The following is a 21,755-nucleotide window of genomic DNA, read 5'->3' as shown; positions in this document are numbered from 1 at the left end:
TTAAAGTCATTTCAGCGCCACCGATTCCCAGAGCTCGCGATAAGCCCGGGTCATTTTCTCAAGGCTGAAGTTACCCTCGATCCGCTGACGGGCGTCGATACGGCGCTTTGCGTCATTTTCGCCTCCAAAGCCGTCCCTGGCCTCCTCGATGGCGGACGCCAACAAAGCGGGGGCTTTTGGTGGAACCACCCACCCGGTATCGGCCACAATCATCGCGGCATCCCCGACGTCGGTCACGATACAGGGCGTTCCGCACGCCATCGCCTCGGCCACCACGTTTGGAAAGGCCTCGCTTGCACTCGGCAGGATATGGAAATCCAGGGCATTCATCACCGCCGGTATGTCGCTACGGGAGCCGGCTAGGACCACGGAATCGTTCAGATTGTACTTAGACAGCAAATCGGACAAAACCCGATTCTTAGTGGTCAAACCACCGCCGACCAGCACACAACGGACCGGTACGCCCTTGGCGGCCACTGCCGAGAGCGCCTGCAACAAATTGGGATGGTCCTTGTAGGGGTCCCAGCGAGCGACACAACCAAACAACACCTCCCCCTGTGCGACACCCCATTCCGCCCGGATCCGCTGGCGCTTCTCCATGTCCGGTACATATACCCCCAAATCGAATCCGTTCGGGATCACCTGGAATTTGGTTGAGTCATAGCCCATTCTTTTATGCTCCTTGGCCGCTTCAACCGAGCAGGTAGCGATAGCCACAGGAAGGATGCCCGAGAGTCGGGCACAGCACCAGGCGATCATCAGGGTGAAACGGCTGTTCAAGGCAGGGCTCAGGTTGGACGTCCGTATACCCCAGACAATGCGCCGGCAGCCCGCGAGCCGGGCTGCGAGACCCCCGATCAAGTCAGCATGGTAGAGCCAGGTCTGCACGACGTCGGGCGACAGGCTCGCAATGAGGCGAACCAGGCGAACGAACTCAAAAAAACTCGCCAACTGAAAAAACCGCTTGAACGCGAAGGAGTACGGCACCAGGCCGTTAGCCCTGAGCGTATTTCCGTAAAAGCCCTCGCCTTTGAGTGAGATGACCGAATACTCCACCCCCTCCTTCCTGTCAGCAACCAGGCGGCACAGCACCGCTTCAGCGCCGCCTTGGTCCAGAGAGGTAATGATGTGCAGTATTTTCAATTGGGGAACAATCAACAACCTGCAGGCAGGTCTGGACTTACCAGTTAAAGGGGAAAGTCGGGCAATGATGACGTCGAGCTTATCTGCTCAACAACGCCAGTGGCAAGAACCCGTACCCCCCGCATTTACAGCAAACGGCTGAATTGCCCATTGCTGCCCTCGAGATGAGCCCATGTCCCCGACTCGACGATTTCGCCCTTATCAAGCACATAGATGTAATCGGCCATGCGCACTGAAGACAGGCGGTGCGAGATCACGATCATGGTCACCTTGCCTTTGAGCAATTCTAGTGCGCGGGTAACGGCCGCATCGGTTTCGGCGTCCAGCGCGCTGGCGGCCTCGTCGAGCACCAGCAGGCCGGGATTGCCCAGCAAGGCCCTGGCCAATCCCAGGCGTTGGCGTTCGCCGCCGGACAATCGACCTCCCCGATCGCCGACCATGGTGTCAAGCCCCTGCGGCAACTGGGAAATAAAACCATCCGCGGCGGCCAAGGCGGCCGCGGCCATGACGGCCTCGTCAGAATGATGCGGCTGGCTCCACAGGATGTTGCCGCGAACGGTGCTGTTGTACAGCATGGTTTCCTGGCCCATATAGCCGATACGCCGGCGCAAGCCATGCAAGGGCAGTTGATGAAGATCAGTGCCGCTGACATGAATTGACCCCGTCGATATGGGAACCAGCCCGAGCATCGCGTCGACGAGCGTCGATTTCCCCGCCCCTGAACGTCCTACCAGCGCGATGCAGGCGCCCGCGGGTATCGCCAGTGAGAGGTTCGATATGACCTGGTGATCGCCATGGCTGACGGCAATGTTCTGCAGTGACAAGGCCAGAGGCCCGCTGGCCAGGGCGTCCGGCAAAGGCCCTTCGCTGGAAATTTCGGCCTCCGCTTCTATCGCGTCCGCGATCTCGTTCAGGTTGGCGACCGCGGGCAAGCTGCTGGTGAGAGACTGCAGGCTTTGCTGCAAGCCGGTCAGCTTGGGTATGAGGCGGACAAAAATCGCGAGGATGACCAGTATCACGGCGGCGTCGATATTGAGAACGCTGCGGCTGATGACCAGGATGCTGGCGACCATCGCCGCCGCGCCAAAATCGAAAATGCCTTTGACGATCTGCGCGTCAAACCCGTTTGCCAGTGTGTGCTTGCGCAAACGCTTGATGATCCCGCCCAGGACGCGCAAGGCCTCGTTTTCGGTAGCGGTTGCCTTGAGCAGTTTCGCGCTGCCGACAAACTCGCCGGTCTTGACCTGCAACTCGGCATTTTCATGGCTGATGCCGGCCCCGATGCGGTAAGCGCGCTGGATCAGCGGTCGCGTGATCAGAAATAAAAATGCCCCGCCGGCGATAACCCCCAGGGTCGTCAAGCCAGACAACATGGCGGCCAGGGCCATGTATATCGCGCTGTGCAGCAGGCCCGTGAGAAGCAGGCCGGTCTGGTAGAAAGCGCCGCCCAGCCTCTGGGTTTCGGTGACCACCGAGTTGATCAAATCACCGTTTCGCGTCTTGAGAAACAGGCCCCACTTTGCCCGAAAAATGCCGTTGAGCAGGCGCTTTTGCCATCGGCTCACATAGCTGGTTTGCAGGGAAATTCCCATATAGGCCTGGGCCAGGAAAACCACCGTGCTGAAGAAAAGGCAGACCAGTATCAACGCGGCAATCGCCGGCACCGACACGCCAATACCCAGCCAGCCCAGCACCCCAAGCACCGTCCGGCTTACCACGCCGCCGACACCGCTACCGCCTTCGCCGATACCGATGGCGGCAAGCAGCGGAACCACGCTCGCAAGCGTCATCCCTTCCAGCAGGCCCGTTAGCGCCAGCAGGCACAGGTACAGCGCGTACCGGGTGCCGACCACCGACCAGATGTCGGAAAACAGGCGGCGAAAAGCCAGAACATCAATCATCAATCGGCCCGGCTAGCAAGATGTAGCGCCCCAAAACCCCTGGCGAAATGGCGCGGCGCCATCGATGCAGGCGGCATATGGCCACACACCGAAAGTTTCAGCGAAACAGGGGTCAGGAAAGCGCTCAAGACTTGGCATTGAAAAGTCCGGCGACAAACGCCAAACGGGCAGGATTGAGAAGTGGCGCCGTGGCGATGGCGACCCAGGATTGTATCCGCCGCGGGGCCCCCTCACGGCCTTCATCCCAGCCGAACGGCCCTGCGCGCCGAAATCCGGTCCACCGCGCCCGCCAGGGCCAAACCCACCACAGCGGTCAGGAAACCGTAGCGCATCCTGTGCAGTGTCCCCAAGTTCGGGACCAGGTACACGTGAATGACCATCAACAGAGTGAGAAAGCCCAGCACAAACCAGAACTCCGGCTTCCTGCGGAAAGCCCACATGGCCACGGACAATAGCGGCAGGCATGCGTAAACAGCCAGCATTTCCGCGCTGACCACCCTGCGCATCATGGTATTGGCAGCAATGCTGCCGTCCGCCAGCCATTGAGCAGGAAAGGGCGCCAGAAAGCCGATTTGCAATGCCCGCGGCAAATACCCAAGGAGGTTGCAGACGGTACCGGGCACAAAATCGGTGTCCATATTGCTCCTGGCGTTTTTATAGCTATTGCCGGAAATAGAGAAGTCGCGCATGGCGGCAACAGTGCTCGAGAGCTTGTCTGCAGTCGCATTCGCACCCCGCTCCAGCACGCAATGTCCCGGCATATAGGGCATGACGGTTTCGCGCGCAACCACGTCGCCCTTCCAGCTCTCGACCCTGTAGTCCGAGGGTTTCACGAGCACCACCAACAGGGGAATCAGCACAAATACAAAAGCGGCAAGAACAATGCGCCTGCCCTGCAGTACAGCCAGGCGCCACCAGAATGCCGCGAGCAACAGCCCCGACACGCTGACGACAATAGCGACCGCCTGCATCATGATCATGATGTGCGGCCGCACCAGCCATACGAGAAACAAGCCCAGCGCCGACGGTAGAACCAGCGCGGCATACGACGCCGGCCTTGCGGACGCCCAGAAACCCGGGCGGAAGGCCTGCATCCAGCCGAGCGCGCACAGCAGCATGCCCAGGGCAAAAATGCCATCCTTGTGGAGCTGGGCGTACCAGCTCGCCGCAGATGGAAACAGCAGGAAAGGAAGGGCCGCTGCAACCGAAGCCAGCCTGTTTGCCGAAACAAGATAAGCAATCAGGTAAATCGTCATGCCCCCGGCCGCGTGCACCAGGGCATTCATGGGCACAAGCATATAAGGCTCGGGCGTCACGAACACATACAAAGCCGCAGCGATGCCGGTTGGCGCGTTGCCTGCCGGGCGAAGCTCCCAGACGGACCAGCCCTCCTTTTGAATGCGCGCAGCCAGGTCGATGGCCGTGAGGTTCATCCCGGCTGAATCGCCGCCAACAAGCATGCCGTGACCAGCGTGCAGTTGCGGCAGAAAATGCGGCAACAGAACCAGCTGCACCATCCACGCGACGGCACAGGTGCCGAGAAACGCCGCCACAAACAGCACCCACGTCGTGCGCTCACGCCATGCACTGGCCAGCGTGACCGGCGTTGCGGTGTTGTCGGTTTTCATCCTGTCCTGAAGCCTCGGAATTTATTGCACAAACAGGCGACAACGGTCAACGGCGGCCGACCAATCGCCGGCGGAGGTATCCGGGAACCGTCCTGATTTGTTTCCAGACGACAAGCGCCGCGGCGAATACACCCATCAAAGGCCCTCCGACAGCGGCACATGCCCGGTACACCGCGGCAATCAGGCCGCCCACTCCGAGCAGTAGGTTAAACCGGTCAACATAGTCCTGTTCTTTAACGCGCCTGAGATTGCTTTTCGGAACCTCGTAGTAGTAGAAACGCACGCCGGGAACATGAATGAAAGGACCCAACATGGACGCGGCCAGCATCAGGGGCAGATCCGGCCACCAGGCGCAATATGAATAAGGCGCCCGCTTGATGGCATCCGTTCGCCACAAGCCGTAGAAGTAATAACACTGCAAGGGCGCCAATTTGCGCAGCCTGGCCATGGTTTCCAGGCCGGCCGTCTGAAAATCAAAGGGCACGACCGCCCCCACCTTGTCCGTCGGAGTGACTGTGTTGACGTCCCCAAAAGCCATGATGGCCTCCGGCTGTGACTGCAGCGCCTTTGCGAGCTTTTCGATGAAGTCGGGGTCCCAGTTGTCGTCGCAGGCCGCCCACATGAAATACTCACCTCTCGCCTGGGCCAGCACGTAGTGGAAATTGTCGTACGCACGCAGGCTCTTTTCATGGCGGAAGTAGCGCACCCGGGGGTCACTCGCCGCTGCGGCCAGCAGTATCTCCGTGGACCCGTCCGACGAACCGTTGTCGGAAACGATCAGTTCGAAGTCCGTCTCCGTCTGGCTCAGAAGCGACCGCAACGCTTCGCGAACAAACGCGGCCCCGTTGTAAACAGGCATCCCGATGCTCACCCGAGGGATCTTCGATGCATTCCCGGGGTCTTGCGATGGCAGCGCGCTATTCATGCATCGGTCCAGTGCGTTCAGCTTTCGGAAACGGGCGGCCGGTCAAACGCCGCGCCCAAAATCGCATCAAGCGACGCGCTGCAGATACCCGTCGGGCGCGTTGGTCATGATCAATTTGTTCTCGACTTGCTTGTCGACAGCAAAGACCATCGCCTGACCGTGCAAGTCCTTGCTGCTGCCGTCTTTCAAGCGGCGCATGTATTCCCAGACCGCGGTTTTGGGGCTATTGCCCTTGGCCCAGGGTTTGCCGGCACTGATTTCGGGAGGCAGGTCTTCGACCACGGTGTCGAAGACACAGCAATAGCTCCCAACGCTCGTCAGGGGAGCATACGCCTCCAGTTCCGCCAGCACATGGTCATGCGCATGGTTGGAATCCAGGCAAATCATGACTCTTTTGTACCCCTTGGCGAATTCCCGCACCTGCGCGACGACTTCGGCGGAGGTGGAGGGACCTTCGATCATTTCAATGAGATGAGACATCGGGTGGGCTTCGATCAGAGCGCGGTTGTGGGCTCGTATGTCGATGTCTATGCCCAAAACCCGGCGCCGCGATGCCCGGGGATCCAGGGTCGTACCGGCCTCAACGGCCTCGCAGTAGTCAATCTGCGCAAGCATCGAGGCGCTCATGACGAGTGAGCCGCCGTGGGCGATCCCGGTCTCGATGATGAGATCCGGCTTGACCTTCCAGATCAACTCCTGCGTCGCGATGATATCCATGGGCATCTGAATGATCGGACGGCCGAGGATCGAGAAGTTGTACATGTAGTACTGGAGGAAGGACTTGGTATGGAACTCCTTGGAGAGGCGATGCCACTCTTTGTCCTGCGCATAGGAGTCAATATTCGAGAGCCTCATCGCCTCAAACTCGGCAATGGGGTCAACAGACTTCTTGATGCTCACAAATCATCTCCAGCGTTGTAGCGGACACCGCACGCTGTGAGGAATCCGCCGAGAGTGTCGAGTAAATTATTGGGTCGAAACCCGAACTCTGCTTGAGCCCGGGAAATGTCCACCACAGGGAAAGTTCGTGTCAAACCACCGTCCGAATAATCCGCGGAAAACCCCGTCAATCCGCGGATTTTCTCGAACAATTCTCCATGGGTGACCATGCGTCCGCTGGCGACATTATAAAGACGCTCCAGCCCGCGAAGGCTGATTGCCTCAAGCAAGGGCACGACTTCGTCTATTGCAACATAGTCCTTGCCCGAATCCGGCGATTCGTTCACGGTCACGCGGGAATGCCGGCGCAGGTCGTCCATCACGGAGCCCAAAAAGGTATCCGTACTTATGCCGGCACCATAGACATTCGACAGCCGCGCCACGCGTACCGCCGGATTGGGACAAGCCAGGCACAAGGACTCCCCCATAAGCTTGCTCAGATTGTAAAGACTGTCCGAGCCCGGTGCTACGGGGATGGTAGCGCTTTCGTTGGCAGGCGCGTCGCGGTCAAGGCTGGCGTACACACGGGTGCTGGAGAGGTAAAGCCAGGAATCAAAGCGGCACTTCTGCAGCATCTGGGCCAGCAGGCAAACATGCGCTTCAACGGTATCGAAGGGTCGCTTGCGAAAGTCTCCCGTCAAGCCTATGGCATAAATGACATGACCCAAGTCGGCGCCCAAAACACCGTCCAGGCTTCTGGCCGGCACATCGACGACATGGCCTTGGCCGCGCAGATACCTTACCAGGTGAGTCCCGACAAAGCCCCCACCGCCAAGGACTGTGAACTTCACTCCCGCCATCCGATGAGTTTGAGGGGGTTGCCTGCCTGAATGCTGTAAGCGGCCACCTCGCCGCGCACCAGGCTCATGGCACCGATGACACACCCTCTGCGCAGGATGGCGCCGTCCAGCAACACGCAGCCGGCGCCAATCCATACATCATCCTCAACAATGATGCCGCCCTTGCTCGCACGAAAACCCTGGTCACGGATAAGAAGCTCGCGCTTGCCGAACTCATGGTTGACCGGGGCAAACACACAGTTGGCGGCGATCGCCACGGAGTCCCCGATGCTGACACCGTTGCCGCTGTAGAAGACACATCCCGAATTGACAACCGAGTTGCGCCCAATGGCGACGTTGCCCGTGCCGCCCGCGGGCTTGATCTTGACAAAACTGTCCAGGATCGAATTCGCACCCACACTTATCAACGACCCACGAACAGAGTCTTCGATATCCGCAAGATGGGATACGCGGGCACTCGGGTCGATGAGAATCGTCATGGCGAATCCTTGGCCGGCCGCGGCCTATTTCCAGATCTTCCAGGGGGCGGAGCCGCTGCTCCAGAGCTCCTCAAGAAGCGTCTTGTCGCGCAGAGTGTCCATAGGCTGCCAGAAGCCTTCGTGCTTGTAGGCTGACAGCTGCCCTTCCCTGGCAAGCCGCTCAAGCGGCTCCCGCTCCCAGGTTGTGGTGCTGTCGGCGATGTAATCGAGCACCTTGGGCGACAGCACAAAATAACCGCCATTGATGGATGCACCGTCTCCTTGCGGTTTTTCCTGGAACCCGGTGATCTTGCCGTTCTCGATATCAAGCGCCCCGAAGCGGCCCGGCGGCTGTACCGACGTCACCGTCGCCAGCGTTCCCTGCGACTTGTGAAACTTGATGAGCTTGCCGATGTCCACATTGGCGACACCATCACCGTACGTGAAGCAAAAGTCCTCATCTCCCAGATAGGCGGCGACGCGCTTCATGCGGCCCCCGGTCATGGTGTCTTGCCCGGTGTCGACCAGCGTCACCTTCCAGGGCTCGGCGCTGGCCTGGTGGACTTCCATCTTGTTGTTGGCCATGTCAAACGTGACGTCCGACATATGCAGGAAGTAGTTCGCGAAATACTCTTTGATCAGGTAGCCCTTGTACCCCAGGCAGACGACGAAATCATTGACGCCGTAGGTGGAGTAGGTCTTCATGATGTGCCAGAGGATGGGCATCCCGCCGATCTCCACCATGGGCTTTGGCTTCAGGACGGTTTCTTCGCTCAGGCGCGTTCCCAGTCCACCCGCAAGAATGACTGCTTTCATCGGTTTTTTCCTATTTTGTGGAATTCATTTTTTGAGGGGCAGGCCGAGCTGGGCGGCCAAGGCGGCTCCGTAGTGCTTGCCATTTTCAACCATCGGAAAGTGGGGCACCAGCGAATTGAGGTAGGACAGCAGGAAGCGGTTCAGATGACCCTGGCGATCGGGAATTTTATCGAAGTCACGGTCCACGAGGATTTTCCGCAGAACCGCGGGCAACTCCTGCACCGAACCCACTCGATAGAAAAGGTCGCAGTGGGTAAAAAACGACCGCCCAAGAATGACCGTTGGCTTGTCGAGCGCGACCCCTTCGAAGCCGACAGTACCGCTGATGGCGATGACCGCCTCGACGCGGCTGATGATCTCTTTTGATGGCGCGTCGCAGAAGCGCACGTTGTACAGGCCGGACAGGTGCCGGTACTGCCAGACGGGCCGGGCTCCGCGGCCCCAGGGATGCTCTTTCACAATCAGCGTATAGCCCAAGGGAAGGGACTTGGAGATGTTCTCGACCAATGCGATCTGGTTGGCATAAAAGATACCTTGGCTGAGCGTTGACTGCTCCGGTTGGTATTGGAACGCGAAAAAAATGCTTCGGGCAGGTATGCCTTGCGCATCGCGCGGCCCGAACATGTTTCGCCCGAGAAATTTCCTGCAGACACGGAGCAGGTTGGCCTTCGCCTTTTGCACCGGGGCAATCTTGATGTACTCCACGTCCGGGTCCCGCCGCGAATTCTTCGCGAGATAGGAGAACAGGCCGCGCATGTTCGGGGACAGTGCGCTGAAACCGGCATTGCGCTCCCTGTTCTTCTGAGTGAAGGGGGTCTTGTTCTGGAAGGCCTTCACGGATTCGGCGAACGCGCTCACCCGCGAGACCTCGGCCTCGGAGAGGTCCCGCTCCAGAGTCCGGCGATATTCCGCAATCATCTTTTCCGACTCCATGAACTCGTTGTTCGAGAAGTAACCGCCTTCCGACCCGCGCTCCAGCAGCCAGGCCGGCGTAATGGCGAAGACCTTGACGCCGAGATGCTGTGCCACCTTGAAAACCACATGGGAGAACAGCGTGTCCGCCGTCTGGCAGACCACAGCTTGCGCGCCCTGTACCTTGATGAGGTGCTCAAAAAAAGTCACCATATTGACGAGGAGCCGCATCACATAGTCGTGCGTTTCACCGCGCTGCCCCGCGCCCCCCAGCAACAGAGAATAATCGGTAAACACCCGTTCGCTTGCAAGCACCGCGGACCAATTGACCTCGCGATACTCATCGCGCAACCTGTCCACCTCGCCGCCGGGCCGCGGGCCCTGGCGCACCCAGTCTTCAAAGGTGAAGACGGACGCCTCGGGCCATCCTTCAGCGACAAGAAGGCTTCGCTCTGAATTGAGCCAGGGTACGAATAGGCATTCAGCCTCAAAGCGCTGATCGCGAAGCCCACCCGCCATGGCGGTATAGAAATCAAGAACAGCCTTGCCGCCCTGATTCCCGATAAACGCTATCTTCATGGTCGCTCCGACATCTCCGCCGCCCCAGGCAGGCCATGCCGGCTCACGCACTGTGCCTGTAGTCAAGCGCGGCCAGCTCCTGCGCAATGCGCGCGCCCGCATCGCCCTTGCCATAGCGGGAGTCCGCCGGATAGCGCCCATGCCCGATTTGATTGCGCACTTTCTCGGCAATATCCTTGGCGTCATAACCGGCAAACACGGCGTTGTTGCCGTGCTCCCGGCCCTGCTGGCGATCACCGACAATCACCGCGGGAACCCCGAGAAACGAGCATTCCCGGATGAAGGATGAGGAGTTTCCAACGCAGCAGACGGCGTTGTTGATCACCCGTGCATAGTCTTCAGGGGAAAAATTCTTGTAGTAGTAAATGGGCTCCTGCATGTTCAGCTCGCGGAAATGGCGGATGCCCTTGGAAACATCATCACTTCCGGCATCGACATTGGGCCACATGACAACTTTCTGGATGTCTCCAATCGCCTTCAAGGCATGAAGGGTCTCGCTGACCTGCTCAAAGCCATGCCCGTAGCTGGTCGTGACCGGATGCTGCACCATCAGCACATAGGGTTTGGACCAGTCGGTGGGTTTGCCCACTCCCAGGTAGCGCACCATGGCCTCATTGTTGATGGACAGATCCTCATGGACGAGGACATCCATGGCCGGGCATCCGTAGTTGTAGACGTAGCGCGGGTCTTCACCCATCTCGATGACGCGAGTCTTCGAATCTTCGGAAGACACAAAGTGAATATCGGCCAGCTTGGTGATCGCGTGGCGAACCCGGTCATCGATATTTCCGCTGACTTCGCCGCCTTGCAGGTGAACCAGGGGGATGTTCAGGTAGGTGGCGGCAATCGCCGTGGCCATCGTCTCAAACCGGTCAGCCACCGTGACCACCATGTCCGGCGCAAGATCTTCAAAAGCGGTGGAAAGCTCCACAATGCCCAGTCCAGTCGACTTGGCCTGGGTAACGAGTGTTTCACCCTCAATGACGTAGTGAATTGATCGCACCGGCGTAAAGCCGTCTTTCTTGATGACGTTGATCGCTTTGCCGAAGCGCTCAAGAAGCGTCGAGGCGCCCACGACAAGCTGCAGTTCCAGCTCCGGGTGTGCCTGTATGGCCTTCATGAGGTATTTGACCCGCCCATAATTGGCTCGGCTCGCTACCACCACGCATATTTTCTTCATCGGGTATCTCGTTCTTTGTAAATCCGCGGCAAAAGCGGCGTTTGAGCCTTCTGGGCGCCGGTCGCAGCAATAACGGATCGCCGCGGCAGCCCCGGCCAAACCTAGGCAAGGTCATCCGGCGTGAGGAAATCCCAGCGCTTTTTGGCCCTGGCAAGCCTGCCGCCGATGATTTCAGCCATTTTAGCGACCGGTAAGCCCCCATCCGTCGGCTTTTTGCCTTCGAGATCCTCGAAGCGCAAGACCTCCCCGGCTTGCATGTCACGGTTGACCGCCAGGGCCTTGCCGAACATACGGCGCAACTCGCCCTTGCTTTCGTCGATCACCTTGTCTGGTCCGCTACCGCGGGCCGCTTCCAGAAATCGCGTGCCTTTGACCAGTTCCGCAAATTCGTCAACCGTCAGCGACGCCTTGGCATCGGGCCCAAACATGCGCCTGTCGAACGTGATGTGGCTCTCCAGTACCACGGCCCCAAGCGCGGCCGCCCCCAGCGGGGCATAGATGGTTCCCGAATGGTCCGACAAGCCGACCGGGCAGCCATAACGTTCACGCAGGCGGGAAAGCCATGACAAGCCTATATCGGCGGGTGCCGTCGGGTACTTCGTGGTGCACTGCAACACGGCTACGGGCACTTTGCGCTCACGCATAAAAGCCACCGCCGCATCAATTTCCCCCAGTGCGCCCAAGCCCGTCGACAAAATGACCTCTTTGCCGGTACGCGCCAGCCGCTCCAGGAGCACGGGATTGGCAAGATCCCCGGAGCCGACCTTGTAGCGCCGCACCCCGATACTTTCAAGCAGATCGACCGCGGCATTGGAAAACGGGGTGGCTAAAAATTCCACCCCCGCCGCCTCGCAGCGGCGCTTCAGGTCGGCCCACTGATCAAGCGACAGTTCCATGCGCTTCCAATAATCAAAGCGGGTAGCGTCCACCGGGGAGAAGCGTACGCGAAACGGTTCGAGCGCGCTGCTCTCCGCCTCGGCGATATGCACCTGGAACTTGACGGCATCCACGCCGGCACTCGCGGCAGCATCCACCATCGAGTGCAGTATGCCCAGGCTTCCGTCATGTGCCTGGGCAATCTCCGCAATGATGAAGGTACGCCCAAGGGACTCGTATTCAGCCAGCTTCATGTTGTTTCTCCGTACCGTCCAGAATCTGTGCGAGCTTGCCCACGATGAAATTTTCTGTTCTGGCCATTGCCGTAAAGGTGGCGCCGCCTATATGAGGCGTCACAATAATATTTCGCCCGATAGCCGCGGCGTTCCACCGCGAGAGCTGATGCGCGCCGGTCTCATGGCTCAATACATCGGTGGCAACGCCTTCCAGCGCATCAGCCTCAACGGCCTCCAGCAAGGCTTGCTCGTCCACCAGTTCGCCACGCGCTGTGTTGACCAGGTAGCGCCCGCGCATCGCGGCTATTTCAGCCCTTCCCAGGATAGGAGCCGTCCCATTGGCGTACGAAGCGCACAGGATGATGATCCGATTCGCTTCAACCAGTTGCCGCACGCTGGGCAAGCGCTGCCAACTTGGGGCGGCCTTGACCTCTTTGGTATCGACATAGCTGATCTGCGCGCCGAAAGCCTCGCAATAGCTGGCGACACGAAAGCCGACCCGACCCAGGCCGAGGATGCCAACGCTCTGGCCATACAGTTCTTCGCCGCGAAACAGGTCCCGGTCCCAGCCGCCGCCGTCCACATGGGCAAACGCGCCGCGGTAGCGGCGCAACAGTGCCAGGACCAAGCCAAAGGTATGCTCCGGCGTTGCGCGTATGGTCTCCAGGAATGACTGCTCGCCTCTCAGGCTGACAATCCGGATCCCGCGCGCGGCCAATTCATGCTCATCCATGTGGGCGTGCCCGGTAGTCGGACTGCACAGGTAGCGCAAAGCGGGCGCCTGGGCCAAAAATGCGGCATCGATCTGGTGGGCCAGCCGCACAAAGAGAACCTCCACCGGCTTGAGAAACTCCTGCAAATCGCGGCCGTCAAAAGAAACCACGATATGTCCCATTGCCCGCAGCTGGGCAATGGCAGCGGGATCAAACCGGTCGGGTTCGAGCAGGCCTACTTGCACATGACCGCCCGCAGCAAAATAAGATCATCCGGCGCATCGACATCAATGGAGTCCAGCTTGCTCATCTCGAGCAGGACCGGGCGATCACAGACCAGCGAACCGGTCGCCTTGAGGTAGGGCGTCCGGGTGACATACAACGCACCGTTGCGAACCATGGCCGGACCATGCTCTTGCCGCCGTACTCCCTTGTTGTGCAGGGGGTTGCGCGGAAGCAGCGTGCCATCGGGCTGCGGGTCGTACATCACCAGTTCGTTGATGTACTCCTCCCGATAACAGGAAATCAGGGAGTCCGAGTTACCGGACTCCATGCGCGCAACGGCGGCGGCAATGATCGCGGCGTCGCGGATGGGGCTGGTGGGCTGGAGCAGCATGACCGCGTCATAGGCGCCATCCTGCGGTTCAAGCGTTTCGAGCGCATGCAACACGTAAGCCAGCGCCTTGGCCGTGTCGGTGGCGGCGGCAGCGGGCCGCATGAAAGGCACGTCCGCCCCAAGCGCACGGGCGCGGTCGGCGATTTCCTGGTCATCCGTCGAGACGATGCATCTTGCCAAAGTACCGCTGGCAAGAAGCTGCCGCCCGGTTTCGATGGAATAGGCGATCAGGGGCTTGCCGCACACATCGGCCAGGTTTTTGCGGGGAATTCCCTTGGAGCCCCCGCGGGCGGGCACGATTCCCAGTATGCGCATCAGGTCGCTCCCAAGTCAAAAACAGCTCGCCGCGCGCGCGCCAGAAGGCGGCCTGTCGGCCGCGCTGGAATAGATGCTGTTGCGCTCATTGCGTCAGGACTCCGGATAGCCGGCGATTTTTTGAGCCAAAGGTATGAGGGCCGCGGCCTCGTCCAAAGTGACAAGACCCGCCGCACGATCACCCGCCAAAAACGCCCGGTTCTGGTGGTAGACCCCTGGCTTGAAGCGGCTGTCCATCTCATCATCCAGCACCATGGGCTCCAAGTCAAACCGCCCTTTACGCATCACCGACAGCTTCTCCATCGGCCTGAAGACATAGCGGGTCGATGGCGTCATCCATTCAAAACCCCAGCGGCCGGGAGCACCCCAATTGGCATGAAACGCAAACGGCACGCCCGTGACGGTGTTGCCCGACCCAACAAAAACGCTTCCCGCAGGGTGCCATGGCAGCCCGCCGGAACGCTGGAACTGGCTGTGCTGCATGTCAGGCAGGCCGATGGGGTGAAACGCCGTGTCAATTACATGCATGCTGTTGGCCAGAAGCCAGCGGGCACTGACCTCGGGCGGGGCATTGGGCCCTTGCGCCGGCATGGCCTCGTTGAACTCAAATAGCACGCTTTCAATGCTTTCGCCCGCGGCGCGCATATGTGCCAGCGCACCGCGCACCGAGGCGTAAAACCGCCGGTTGTACGCGACGTATATTTCAGCGCCCGTTTCAGCGGCGCAAGACAGCAGCTGTGCGCATTCCCGCTGGTCCATGGCCGCGGGCTTCTCTATCAAAAGGTGCTTGACGCCGGCTTTCATGACCTCAATGGCGATAGGCGCCAGGGTTTCGACCGGCGAGGCAACAATCACATGCGTAGGACGCACCGCGGCAAGGGTGGCCTGCAGCTCGTCACGCCGGACCGGGGCACCCCCCACCTCGCGTTCGACGGCACGGGGCCGCGAACCCGGCGCCCAGCCCGTGAGCGAGTCGGGCGAAAGCGCGGCGAGCGCCTGCAAGTGGGCCGCCCCCATCTTGCCCACGCCAATAACCAGACAATGAATCGCCATTCCCGCTGCCCTCATGTGTATTGATACGGTGGCCGTGCGCCGCCGGCTTGCAAAATCCGGTCAAGGAGATCGTGCGTCTTCAGGGCCTGCACCAGGCCCGGCAACTCAATCAGGCCTAAGGCCCAGTCATGGGTGATCGCATCCATTGCGGGAACGCTGACCGGCCCCTCCTCCACCACCTCATAGTCGGCGCCATAGCGGTAGTTCGGCAGGACGCTGCCCGGTTTGCGCGAACTGATCTTCCAGCGCATGTCGGTGTAGTCCACCTGCGCCAGAAAATGCGCGCCGCGAACACTCATCAGGACATTCGCGCTGCTGCCGGCCTCCAGGCTCGCCAACAGGCGGGCCCTGCGGCCGCTCAAGACAAAGTCGCCGCCAAAATCGGTGAAATTGGCGCCACGTCCGCTGGCGACCAGCGTCTTTGAGAGCTCGGACCAGCTGACCTCAGGCATCTCATCTCCGGACAGCGCGAGAAAAGTATCAAGGTAATGAATACCCATGCAGCCCAGACCCACCGCACCACCGTTCAGCGTGACGGTGAATTTTTCTTCCAGTGAGCAGCGCTCGGCAAGCTTATGCAGATGCGGCCAGTGCCGCCTGACAAAATTGACCTGAGTGTTGCCGGCCACCCCATGTTCTTGCGCGATGACCTTGAAGGCCCGAACCTCTTCGGGATCAGCCGACATGGGCTTTTCCACCAAAATGCGGGCGGCTTTTCCACGGCTTAAAAATTGCCGGAAATTCGCCAACCGGCTCATGGTGGTCTCCGCGAATACGGCTACGTCAAATTCGCCGGACGGGATTTCCCGTGGAAACCTCACCTGGTCTGCCGAAAGGCCCGCCGCAAGGAGCTCTTTGCGAACCGTCTCTTCCAGGCCGTCGTTCACGTCGTAGGCCGTTACGGAAAAACCCGCGCGGACCAGCCCCTTGAGGTGACGTCGTCCCATCATCCCGAGTGCGGACAAAAATGCAGTCTTCATTGATAGACCTTTTTCGCTTCAAAAGGCGCGCTTTGATCGTTCATGCCAGTCAGTTTTCAAAATATTCAACGCGCGTTCTGCCCATCCAGAAACGTACGCGCCCACAGCTCAAGATTGAGCCATTGCCATATAAAAAAGGAGTTTTCCTTTTTGCCCGAAAGATAGGCCCGATAGAGGTCACGAGCCTTGTCGGCATCCACCCAGCCTCGAGAGCGGAAGCTTTCAGACGCCAGAATATTCTCCACCAGGCCTCGCCACCCCTCGGCCAGCCATTCCCTTTGCGGTGATTGCACGGACCGCTTGGCGGCAAATGCGACCGATGCCGGAACCCGCTTTGCAAGCAGTTTGCGGAACAGGAGTTTGCTCCCCTGGGCGCCGAACAGAAAGTTTTCTGGAATACCAAAGCCGAATTCGACCAGTCGATGGTCCAGAAACGGAACGCGCAACTCGCGGGAATGGGCCATCGAGACCCGGTCGTTAAAACGCAAGCCACGAGGAATCTTGGTGCGGAGCAGGTCGTCGGCCGCCGCCCGGCGAACCGGGCTGGAGAAATCCGCATTGGCCGGCTTGGGATAGGCATCGCACGCGCGCAGCTGCGCGGCAATCGCCTGCGGGCACAGTCCATCCGTGCCGTCAATCGAAGCCCCATCCCGAACAGTCCTGGGGGCCTCACCCCAGAACGTCTCAAAATCACGCGCCGCCCGTTCACGCTGCGCGTCACCCGGGGCGCCGGCCACATAAAGCTGGTGATATCGCTTGTAGCCCAAAAAGACTTCATCAACGCCATTGCCATCCAGCAGAACGGTCACGTCCTGCTGGCGCGCCAATTGATACAGGGCGTTGTACCCGCAAACCGTCACCCCGCCGAATGGCTCAGCTTGCGAGCGTACCGTTGACGGCAGATAGCCATCGATTTGGGCCAGGTCAAGATTGGCAACATGAAGGGTTCCGCCCTGTGCGATCTCGCGAACCCACGGGAGCTCGCTATACCCCTCGTAGTCCTGGGTGAACAGGTGCGCATGCCCCAGTTCGGCCAAGGTGGCCCGAACCAGCATGGAGGAATCGACGCCACCGGATACGTTGAGCCCTACAGCCACATCCGCCACCAGGTGCGAGCGCACCGCCTGCATGACCAGCCGCTCCGTCTGCTCCAGCAACTCGCCTTCCGATGCGCCGGAAAGATCGGGGACATGGTCGGCAAGGCGATACCAGCGCCGGCACTGTTCCCCACCTGTGCGCAGGTCAATCTCCGTCAGCGTCCCGGCTTCAAGCGCCTCGATGCCGGAAAAGAAGGTTTGCGGCCCTTGGTCGTACAGGCCGGATTCGAGATAAGCCAGAATGGTCGATTTGTCGGCCTCGACCCGCGGCAGAAAGCGCAAGAGCGGTGGTATTTCGCTCGCGAATACGCGCGCCGATCCATTTTTGACGCGATAAATCGGCTTGATCCCGAAGCGGTCCCGCACCACGGTCAGCGTGTGCAACTGCGCGTCGTGCATCGCGAACACAAACATGCCCACCAGCTTGTCCAGGCAGGCGCTGCCCCACAAGCTCCATGCCGCCAGCAACACCTCCGTATCGCTGCGAGTTCGCCATGACCAGCGATCACCTATCTCCTCGCGCAACTCACGGTAGTTATAGATTTCACCGTTGTAGACCAGGGCCCAACGCCCGCATGCCGAGACAAAGGGCTGGTTGGCGCTGTCCGAGGTGTCGATGATCTTCAGTCTGGCGTGCGCCAGGTGCACGCGACGGTCGTCGCGCCACAGTGCAGCCTGCGCTTCAGGGCCGCGATGGTGCAGGTCGCCCAGCGCCGCCGTCAACGGCGCCTCGGCCAGACCGGCCGGATCCCAGGCGGCAATCACTCCACACACTATCGTTCCTCGATGAAAAATTGGCCCTGGCGCCAGCGCGCGCCTCGATACGTCCCGTTCGTCAAGGCTTGCAGGCAGAGGGCGATCTGCTGGGCGCGAGCCTGGAGGGAATGATTGTTTGCGGCGACCTTACGCCCAGCCACAGCGACATCATGCCCGGCACCTGTTCTGCTGAGCTCTTGCAACACCCCGGGCAGGGCATCAGGCTCGACGGAATGATAATGAACGCCATCCGTAAAACCGAGTTCCTGGTAGCCCGTGCAAGGGCTGCACAACATCAAGGCACCCGCCGCCGGGATCTCAAAAAACTTTCGGATAGGGAGTCCAAACCCACCGCGAGCGGTGTAGACATAGCGCGACGTCTTGAGCGTGCGCTGGAAGCAATGGTTATACATGTGCAACCCCAAAGGATGCCCATAGACCGGCACTCCAAGCCGGTTTGCCGCCCGAAACAGATGGAAATACCATTTGGATGCGATACGAATACCCGCCCGGCGAAGGGCCACATTCGCTTCTTTTCGCAAATGATATTCAACCCCTGGCACAGCCACCACGGGCCGTCTTAAATGAATCGGCGTGTGGGAGAACTCCGAAGGCAAAACATAATGCAGCGCCGTGACGACGCGCTCGGGGTGGGCATGGAGAAAATCAAACCAGCAGTCCGACAGGCGGGCTTTTTTCCGCTGAAAGTGTTTTTCCTGCGAGACAAAATCAGGAAGCTCGGCAAGGGGCCGCACAAATTGCTCATTGGGCCCGATCAGGGTCAAGTTCCAATCCTGCAGGCGCTGAACCTGCACATCGGTCGCTCCGTAATAATCGAAATTCAACGAGGTGGCGATGCGATGCTTGATGTCGACCTCAGGCAATACGGCAAACAGGTCCTTGAAAAAAGCAACAATTTGCGAGTCCTGATGGCCGTGCGCTGTGTAATCGCGCATATACGCCAATGTGCTGCGAATCACCTCATCATCAAGGTTCTCTACCAATATAGGTGAGTTCGGACCAATGAAGATCACTTCATACGGACCCGTCTCGCGGATCCAGCTCAACAGGCCTTTCGCCAAAAGGTCGGGCGAGCTGAACCCAGGACCGTAAAAACTGACGTCCGGGACAGCGGCCTCAATCAACTGCGGGAAATAGGTTGCTGTTGGATTGAGGTGGATAAGGTCGATATCGACGTAAAGCGCACGTGCCATTGGTCGCTACACTTCGCCCAATTTGCGTTTCCGCTCTTGAAGCCCGGGGCGCGCCAGGCTCATATCGCCCTCCTTGAGGGTGCGTCCGTTCCGTATTGCATCCGACCTCAAGCGGCGTCCCAGCGTTCTCTCCATCTGTTGCCCGAGCCAAAGTATCCTGTCAATGTCAAAGCCGTGCTTGATGCCCATTTCATCGACCTGCACGAGCAAATCTTCCAGCGGAACAATTCCGGGACTCACGTGATAGTACTTGCCTGTTCCTGGTACAGGGCGATCTTCGAAGAAGTTGGCCGGCTGCCCCGCAATTCCACCAAGAGAAGCCTCAAAACGATGAATACCGGCTTGCAGCGCGGCAAGAACTGACGCGGATCCAATCCGCTTTGTTTCATGGAAATGCGCTATGTGGAGTTTTGGATCGGGAAAAGCATCCAGCACCTGGGAGAAATATCGGAATATTTCCGGTGCGGTACCGCTTCCATCATGGTCACTGTGCTCGATATCATGGGCGCCGATATCAAGCCAATGCTTCGTAAACTCTACCGCGTCCTTCATGTCTGTCGGGCCGCCGACGGGGCTACCCCATATCGTGCTCACCGTGCCGCACATGACCATCCCGGCGTCATTGCACTTCTTGATGCTTCGCTCCGCCTCTTTCCAATATTCCTTGATGGTTGTCCCGGAGTTTACGAAGTGATGTTCTTCCTCTGTCGAGATCATCATGAGAAGGCGATCCGGCCCGATGCCCTTTTCACAAAGCTCGATGGCCTGGTCTACCGCCGATTCGCGAATCGTCACCGCGGTAAAGCAGATCTCGTCGTACTTGATCCCCCTGCGCTGGCAACGATCCTTGAAGAGATCGCTGCGGGCGTAGCTCATAACCGCCTCGGCATCATCAAACTGAGGCATCAGGTGGGGATTGCCGAGATTGGTGACTTCAATGTGTTTGCAACCGGCAAAGACCAGTTCTGACAGATAGAAAATCTTGGCCTCTGTCGAGACCCGCTTCTCCTGACTCTGAAATCCATCACGTATGGTCACATCACCAATCGTGACCTGGTGCGGCATACGGGGAAAGATTGTTCGATAGTCGTACATGTCAGTTCCGTCGGGTTACTTCTCAAGGGGGCGCAAAAAGCGGCACGGATTCCCCGCATAAATGCCGGGTTCCGTAATATCCTTGGTGACAACAGCGCCCATGCCCACAAAGGCGTCATCACAGATGCTCACGTAATCGCGGACCTTGGCCCCAATCCCAAGCCAGACCCGGTTGCCAATACGGGCCGAACCTGAAATTCCGGACTGAATCGTCAACGTGCAGTTCTGCCCAATGACAGTGTTGGCGCCGACGACACACAAAGAACTGATCATCGTACCCTTGCCAACCACGGTATCGTCGATTCGCCCGCGCTGAATGACGGCATTGGCACCGACATAGACGTTATCCTCCAGCACAACGCGACCGTAATGGCGAAACAGTACGCGTTCGTCTTTGTATTTCGCGATACTGGCCCCTTCCGCACCAATCACTGCCCCCTGGTCCAGAATCACTGAAGAACTGATGCGATCAAACGGCCTGGGGTCATAGCCTTTTCGGGCATGGTTATTGAACAGCGTAAAAAGCAAATCCACATGTTCGGTCCGGTAGTACGTCACGCCGCTAACCGCAGGAAGCACCAGGTTGGGCGGGACAATCACCGTCACGTTTGCCACACCCTGATTGACCATGGCGTGAAGGTGATCGATATATTTCTCACTCCGAAGAAATGTGACGCAATCATTCTTGGGCGCTTGCAACGAGCAAATGGAGTAGTGACTCGGCACCTCCGCCCGAAAAGCCTCCAGCATCGCTGCCATTTCAGCCTTGGCATCCGACATCACAGCTCCTTGCGCCCGATATTTGGGCGTTCATTAGTGGCCAACAAAGCGTCATAGTAATTCTCCAACCACGCTTTTCGCCCGTCAATGCAGCGCTGGAGGCGCTGTCTCGGGGGCATTGGCTCCGCCTGCCACCACTCCGGATGCGTCAGCGCGTAGAGCCGTGTGATTTGCGAATCCGCCACCATGGCATCCAGCGATCGAAAACGCCAGATTCCGTTGCTGTCGGAGCAATAGGAAAACTCTTCCCGCCACTTCGGATGGCTGGCGTTGACCAGCCCGCCGTGCTGAAGTTCATCAAAGGAAATGCCGACCATGGTGGTCGGGTTGTGCAGAGAGAACGCAGTGACCGGTTTTTCGGCCAGGTGTTCCAGCACGCCGGCCTGAAAGACCAAACGGCGCTCATGGTCAAGCTCCTGGCTATGACCGACGGTTTCAGTTTCAAAGTGAAGGCCGATATCGTGCCCCAGCCTCCCGATCTCGCGAATAATTGCGGCGATCTCCGGTTCGAAAACGTTGTAGAAGCGCGCAGAGGGTTGGACGAAGTAGGTAGCGACCACTCCCGCATCAGCCTCCATCCTGGCCAACGCGAGCGCCCGGTGAGGCGAAAAATCGATGTCATGCCGCCACAAGGCAACGCAGCCTTCCCCGCCGCAATCGGCGAAGGTCGCAAAACGGTATTTCAGTTTTGCGGCCGCGAGAATTTCGCCATAACGCGTGGTGGTGAAATCGTCACTCATGCC

General features: G+C 59.2%; 20 protein-coding genes. All 20 read right to left on the bottom strand.

The window, feature by feature from the left end; translation table 11 throughout:
- Positions 1-6: 6 nt before the first annotated feature.
- The gene (locus ACEN8I_RS13680) at positions 7-1,158 is read right to left on the bottom strand and encodes a glycosyltransferase family 4 protein (protein ID WP_413329026.1); all 1,152 of its coding nucleotides are present in this window, start codon (positions 1,156-1,158) and stop codon (positions 7-9) included.
- A 110-nt stretch (positions 1,159-1,268) separates the two neighbouring features.
- On the bottom strand, positions 1,269-3,044 hold the full coding sequence (locus ACEN8I_RS13675; RefSeq protein WP_413329025.1) for an ABC transporter ATP-binding protein: 1,776 nt from the start codon (positions 3,042-3,044) through the stop codon (positions 1,269-1,271).
- A gap of 239 nt (positions 3,045-3,283) precedes the next feature.
- On the bottom strand, positions 3,284-4,672 hold the full coding sequence (locus ACEN8I_RS13670) for a hypothetical protein (protein ID WP_413329024.1): 1,389 nt from the start codon (positions 4,670-4,672) through the stop codon (positions 3,284-3,286).
- A 46-nt stretch (positions 4,673-4,718) separates the two neighbouring features.
- Entirely contained in the window at positions 4,719-5,597 is an 879-nt protein-coding gene (locus ACEN8I_RS13665) for a glycosyltransferase family 2 protein (RefSeq protein WP_413329023.1), read from the bottom strand.
- Between the two features lie 66 nt (positions 5,598-5,663).
- Positions 5,664-6,497, bottom strand: a complete 834-nt coding sequence (locus tag ACEN8I_RS13660) for a cephalosporin hydroxylase family protein (protein ID WP_413329022.1) — start codon at positions 6,495-6,497, stop codon at positions 5,664-5,666.
- Positions 6,494-7,327 (bottom strand): NAD-dependent epimerase/dehydratase family protein, encoded by an 834-nt coding sequence (locus ACEN8I_RS13655; RefSeq protein WP_413329021.1) that lies wholly within the window; start codon positions 7,325-7,327, stop codon positions 6,494-6,496. Before ACEN8I_RS13655 ends, ACEN8I_RS13660 begins: the two co-directional genes overlap by 4 nt.
- Positions 7,324-7,815, bottom strand: a complete 492-nt coding sequence (locus tag ACEN8I_RS13650; protein WP_413329020.1) for an acyltransferase — start codon at positions 7,813-7,815, stop codon at positions 7,324-7,326. Before ACEN8I_RS13650 ends, ACEN8I_RS13655 begins: the two co-directional genes overlap by 4 nt.
- A gap of 24 nt (positions 7,816-7,839) precedes the next feature.
- A complete protein-coding gene (rfbF, locus tag ACEN8I_RS13645) occupies positions 7,840-8,610 on the bottom strand; it encodes a glucose-1-phosphate cytidylyltransferase (RefSeq protein WP_413329019.1) in 771 nt (256 codons plus the stop codon).
- Between the two features lie 24 nt (positions 8,611-8,634).
- Positions 8,635-10,101, bottom strand: coding sequence for a hypothetical protein (locus ACEN8I_RS13640; protein ID WP_413329018.1), 1,467 nt, complete (start codon positions 10,099-10,101; stop codon positions 8,635-8,637).
- A gap of 43 nt (positions 10,102-10,144) precedes the next feature.
- A complete protein-coding gene (neuC, locus tag ACEN8I_RS13635; RefSeq protein WP_413329017.1) occupies positions 10,145-11,281 on the bottom strand; it encodes a UDP-N-acetylglucosamine 2-epimerase in 1,137 nt (378 codons plus the stop codon).
- 101 nt (positions 11,282-11,382) lie between these two features.
- Positions 11,383-12,411 (bottom strand): N-acetylneuraminate synthase family protein, encoded by a 1,029-nt coding sequence (locus ACEN8I_RS13630; RefSeq protein ID WP_413329016.1) that lies wholly within the window; start codon positions 12,409-12,411, stop codon positions 11,383-11,385.
- Positions 12,398-13,351 (bottom strand): NAD(P)-dependent oxidoreductase, encoded by a 954-nt coding sequence (locus ACEN8I_RS13625; RefSeq protein ID WP_413329015.1) that lies wholly within the window; start codon positions 13,349-13,351, stop codon positions 12,398-12,400. Before ACEN8I_RS13625 ends, ACEN8I_RS13630 begins: the two co-directional genes overlap by 14 nt.
- Complete coding sequence (locus ACEN8I_RS13620) at positions 13,342-14,037, bottom strand: cytidylyltransferase domain-containing protein (protein ID WP_413329014.1); 696 nt, start codon at positions 14,035-14,037, stop codon at positions 13,342-13,344. Before ACEN8I_RS13620 ends, ACEN8I_RS13625 begins: the two co-directional genes overlap by 10 nt.
- A 93-nt stretch (positions 14,038-14,130) precedes the next feature.
- Positions 14,131-15,090, bottom strand: coding sequence for a Gfo/Idh/MocA family oxidoreductase (locus ACEN8I_RS13615; protein WP_413329013.1), 960 nt, complete (start codon positions 15,088-15,090; stop codon positions 14,131-14,133).
- 11 nt (positions 15,091-15,101) lie between these two features.
- A complete protein-coding gene (locus ACEN8I_RS13610; RefSeq protein WP_413329012.1) occupies positions 15,102-16,070 on the bottom strand; it encodes a hypothetical protein in 969 nt (322 codons plus the stop codon).
- 65 nt (positions 16,071-16,135) lie between these two features.
- Positions 16,136-17,932, bottom strand: a complete 1,797-nt coding sequence (asnB, locus tag ACEN8I_RS13605) for an asparagine synthase (glutamine-hydrolyzing) (protein WP_413329011.1) — start codon at positions 17,930-17,932, stop codon at positions 16,136-16,138.
- Positions 17,933-17,940: 8 nt separating this feature from the next.
- Complete coding sequence (locus ACEN8I_RS13600; protein WP_413329010.1) at positions 17,941-19,137, bottom strand: glycosyltransferase; 1,197 nt, start codon at positions 19,135-19,137, stop codon at positions 17,941-17,943.
- 6 nt (positions 19,138-19,143) lie between these two features.
- Entirely contained in the window at positions 19,144-20,232 is a 1,089-nt protein-coding gene (locus ACEN8I_RS13595) for a hypothetical protein (protein ID WP_413329009.1), read from the bottom strand.
- 15 nt (positions 20,233-20,247) lie between these two features.
- Complete coding sequence (locus ACEN8I_RS13590; protein WP_413329008.1) at positions 20,248-21,012, bottom strand: DapH/DapD/GlmU-related protein; 765 nt, start codon at positions 21,010-21,012, stop codon at positions 20,248-20,250.
- Positions 21,012-21,752 (bottom strand): hypothetical protein, encoded by a 741-nt coding sequence (locus ACEN8I_RS13585; protein WP_413329007.1) that lies wholly within the window; start codon positions 21,750-21,752, stop codon positions 21,012-21,014. Before ACEN8I_RS13585 ends, ACEN8I_RS13590 begins: the two co-directional genes overlap by 1 nt.
- Positions 21,753-21,755: the final 3 nt, after the last annotated feature.

The organism is Polaromonas sp. CT11-55, assembly GCF_047303325.1.
GTDB lineage: Bacteria > Pseudomonadota > Gammaproteobacteria > Burkholderiales > Burkholderiaceae_C > Polaromonas.
The sequence above is the reverse complement of the archived record's forward strand: the minus strand, read 5'-3'. Positions and strand labels throughout refer to the sequence as shown.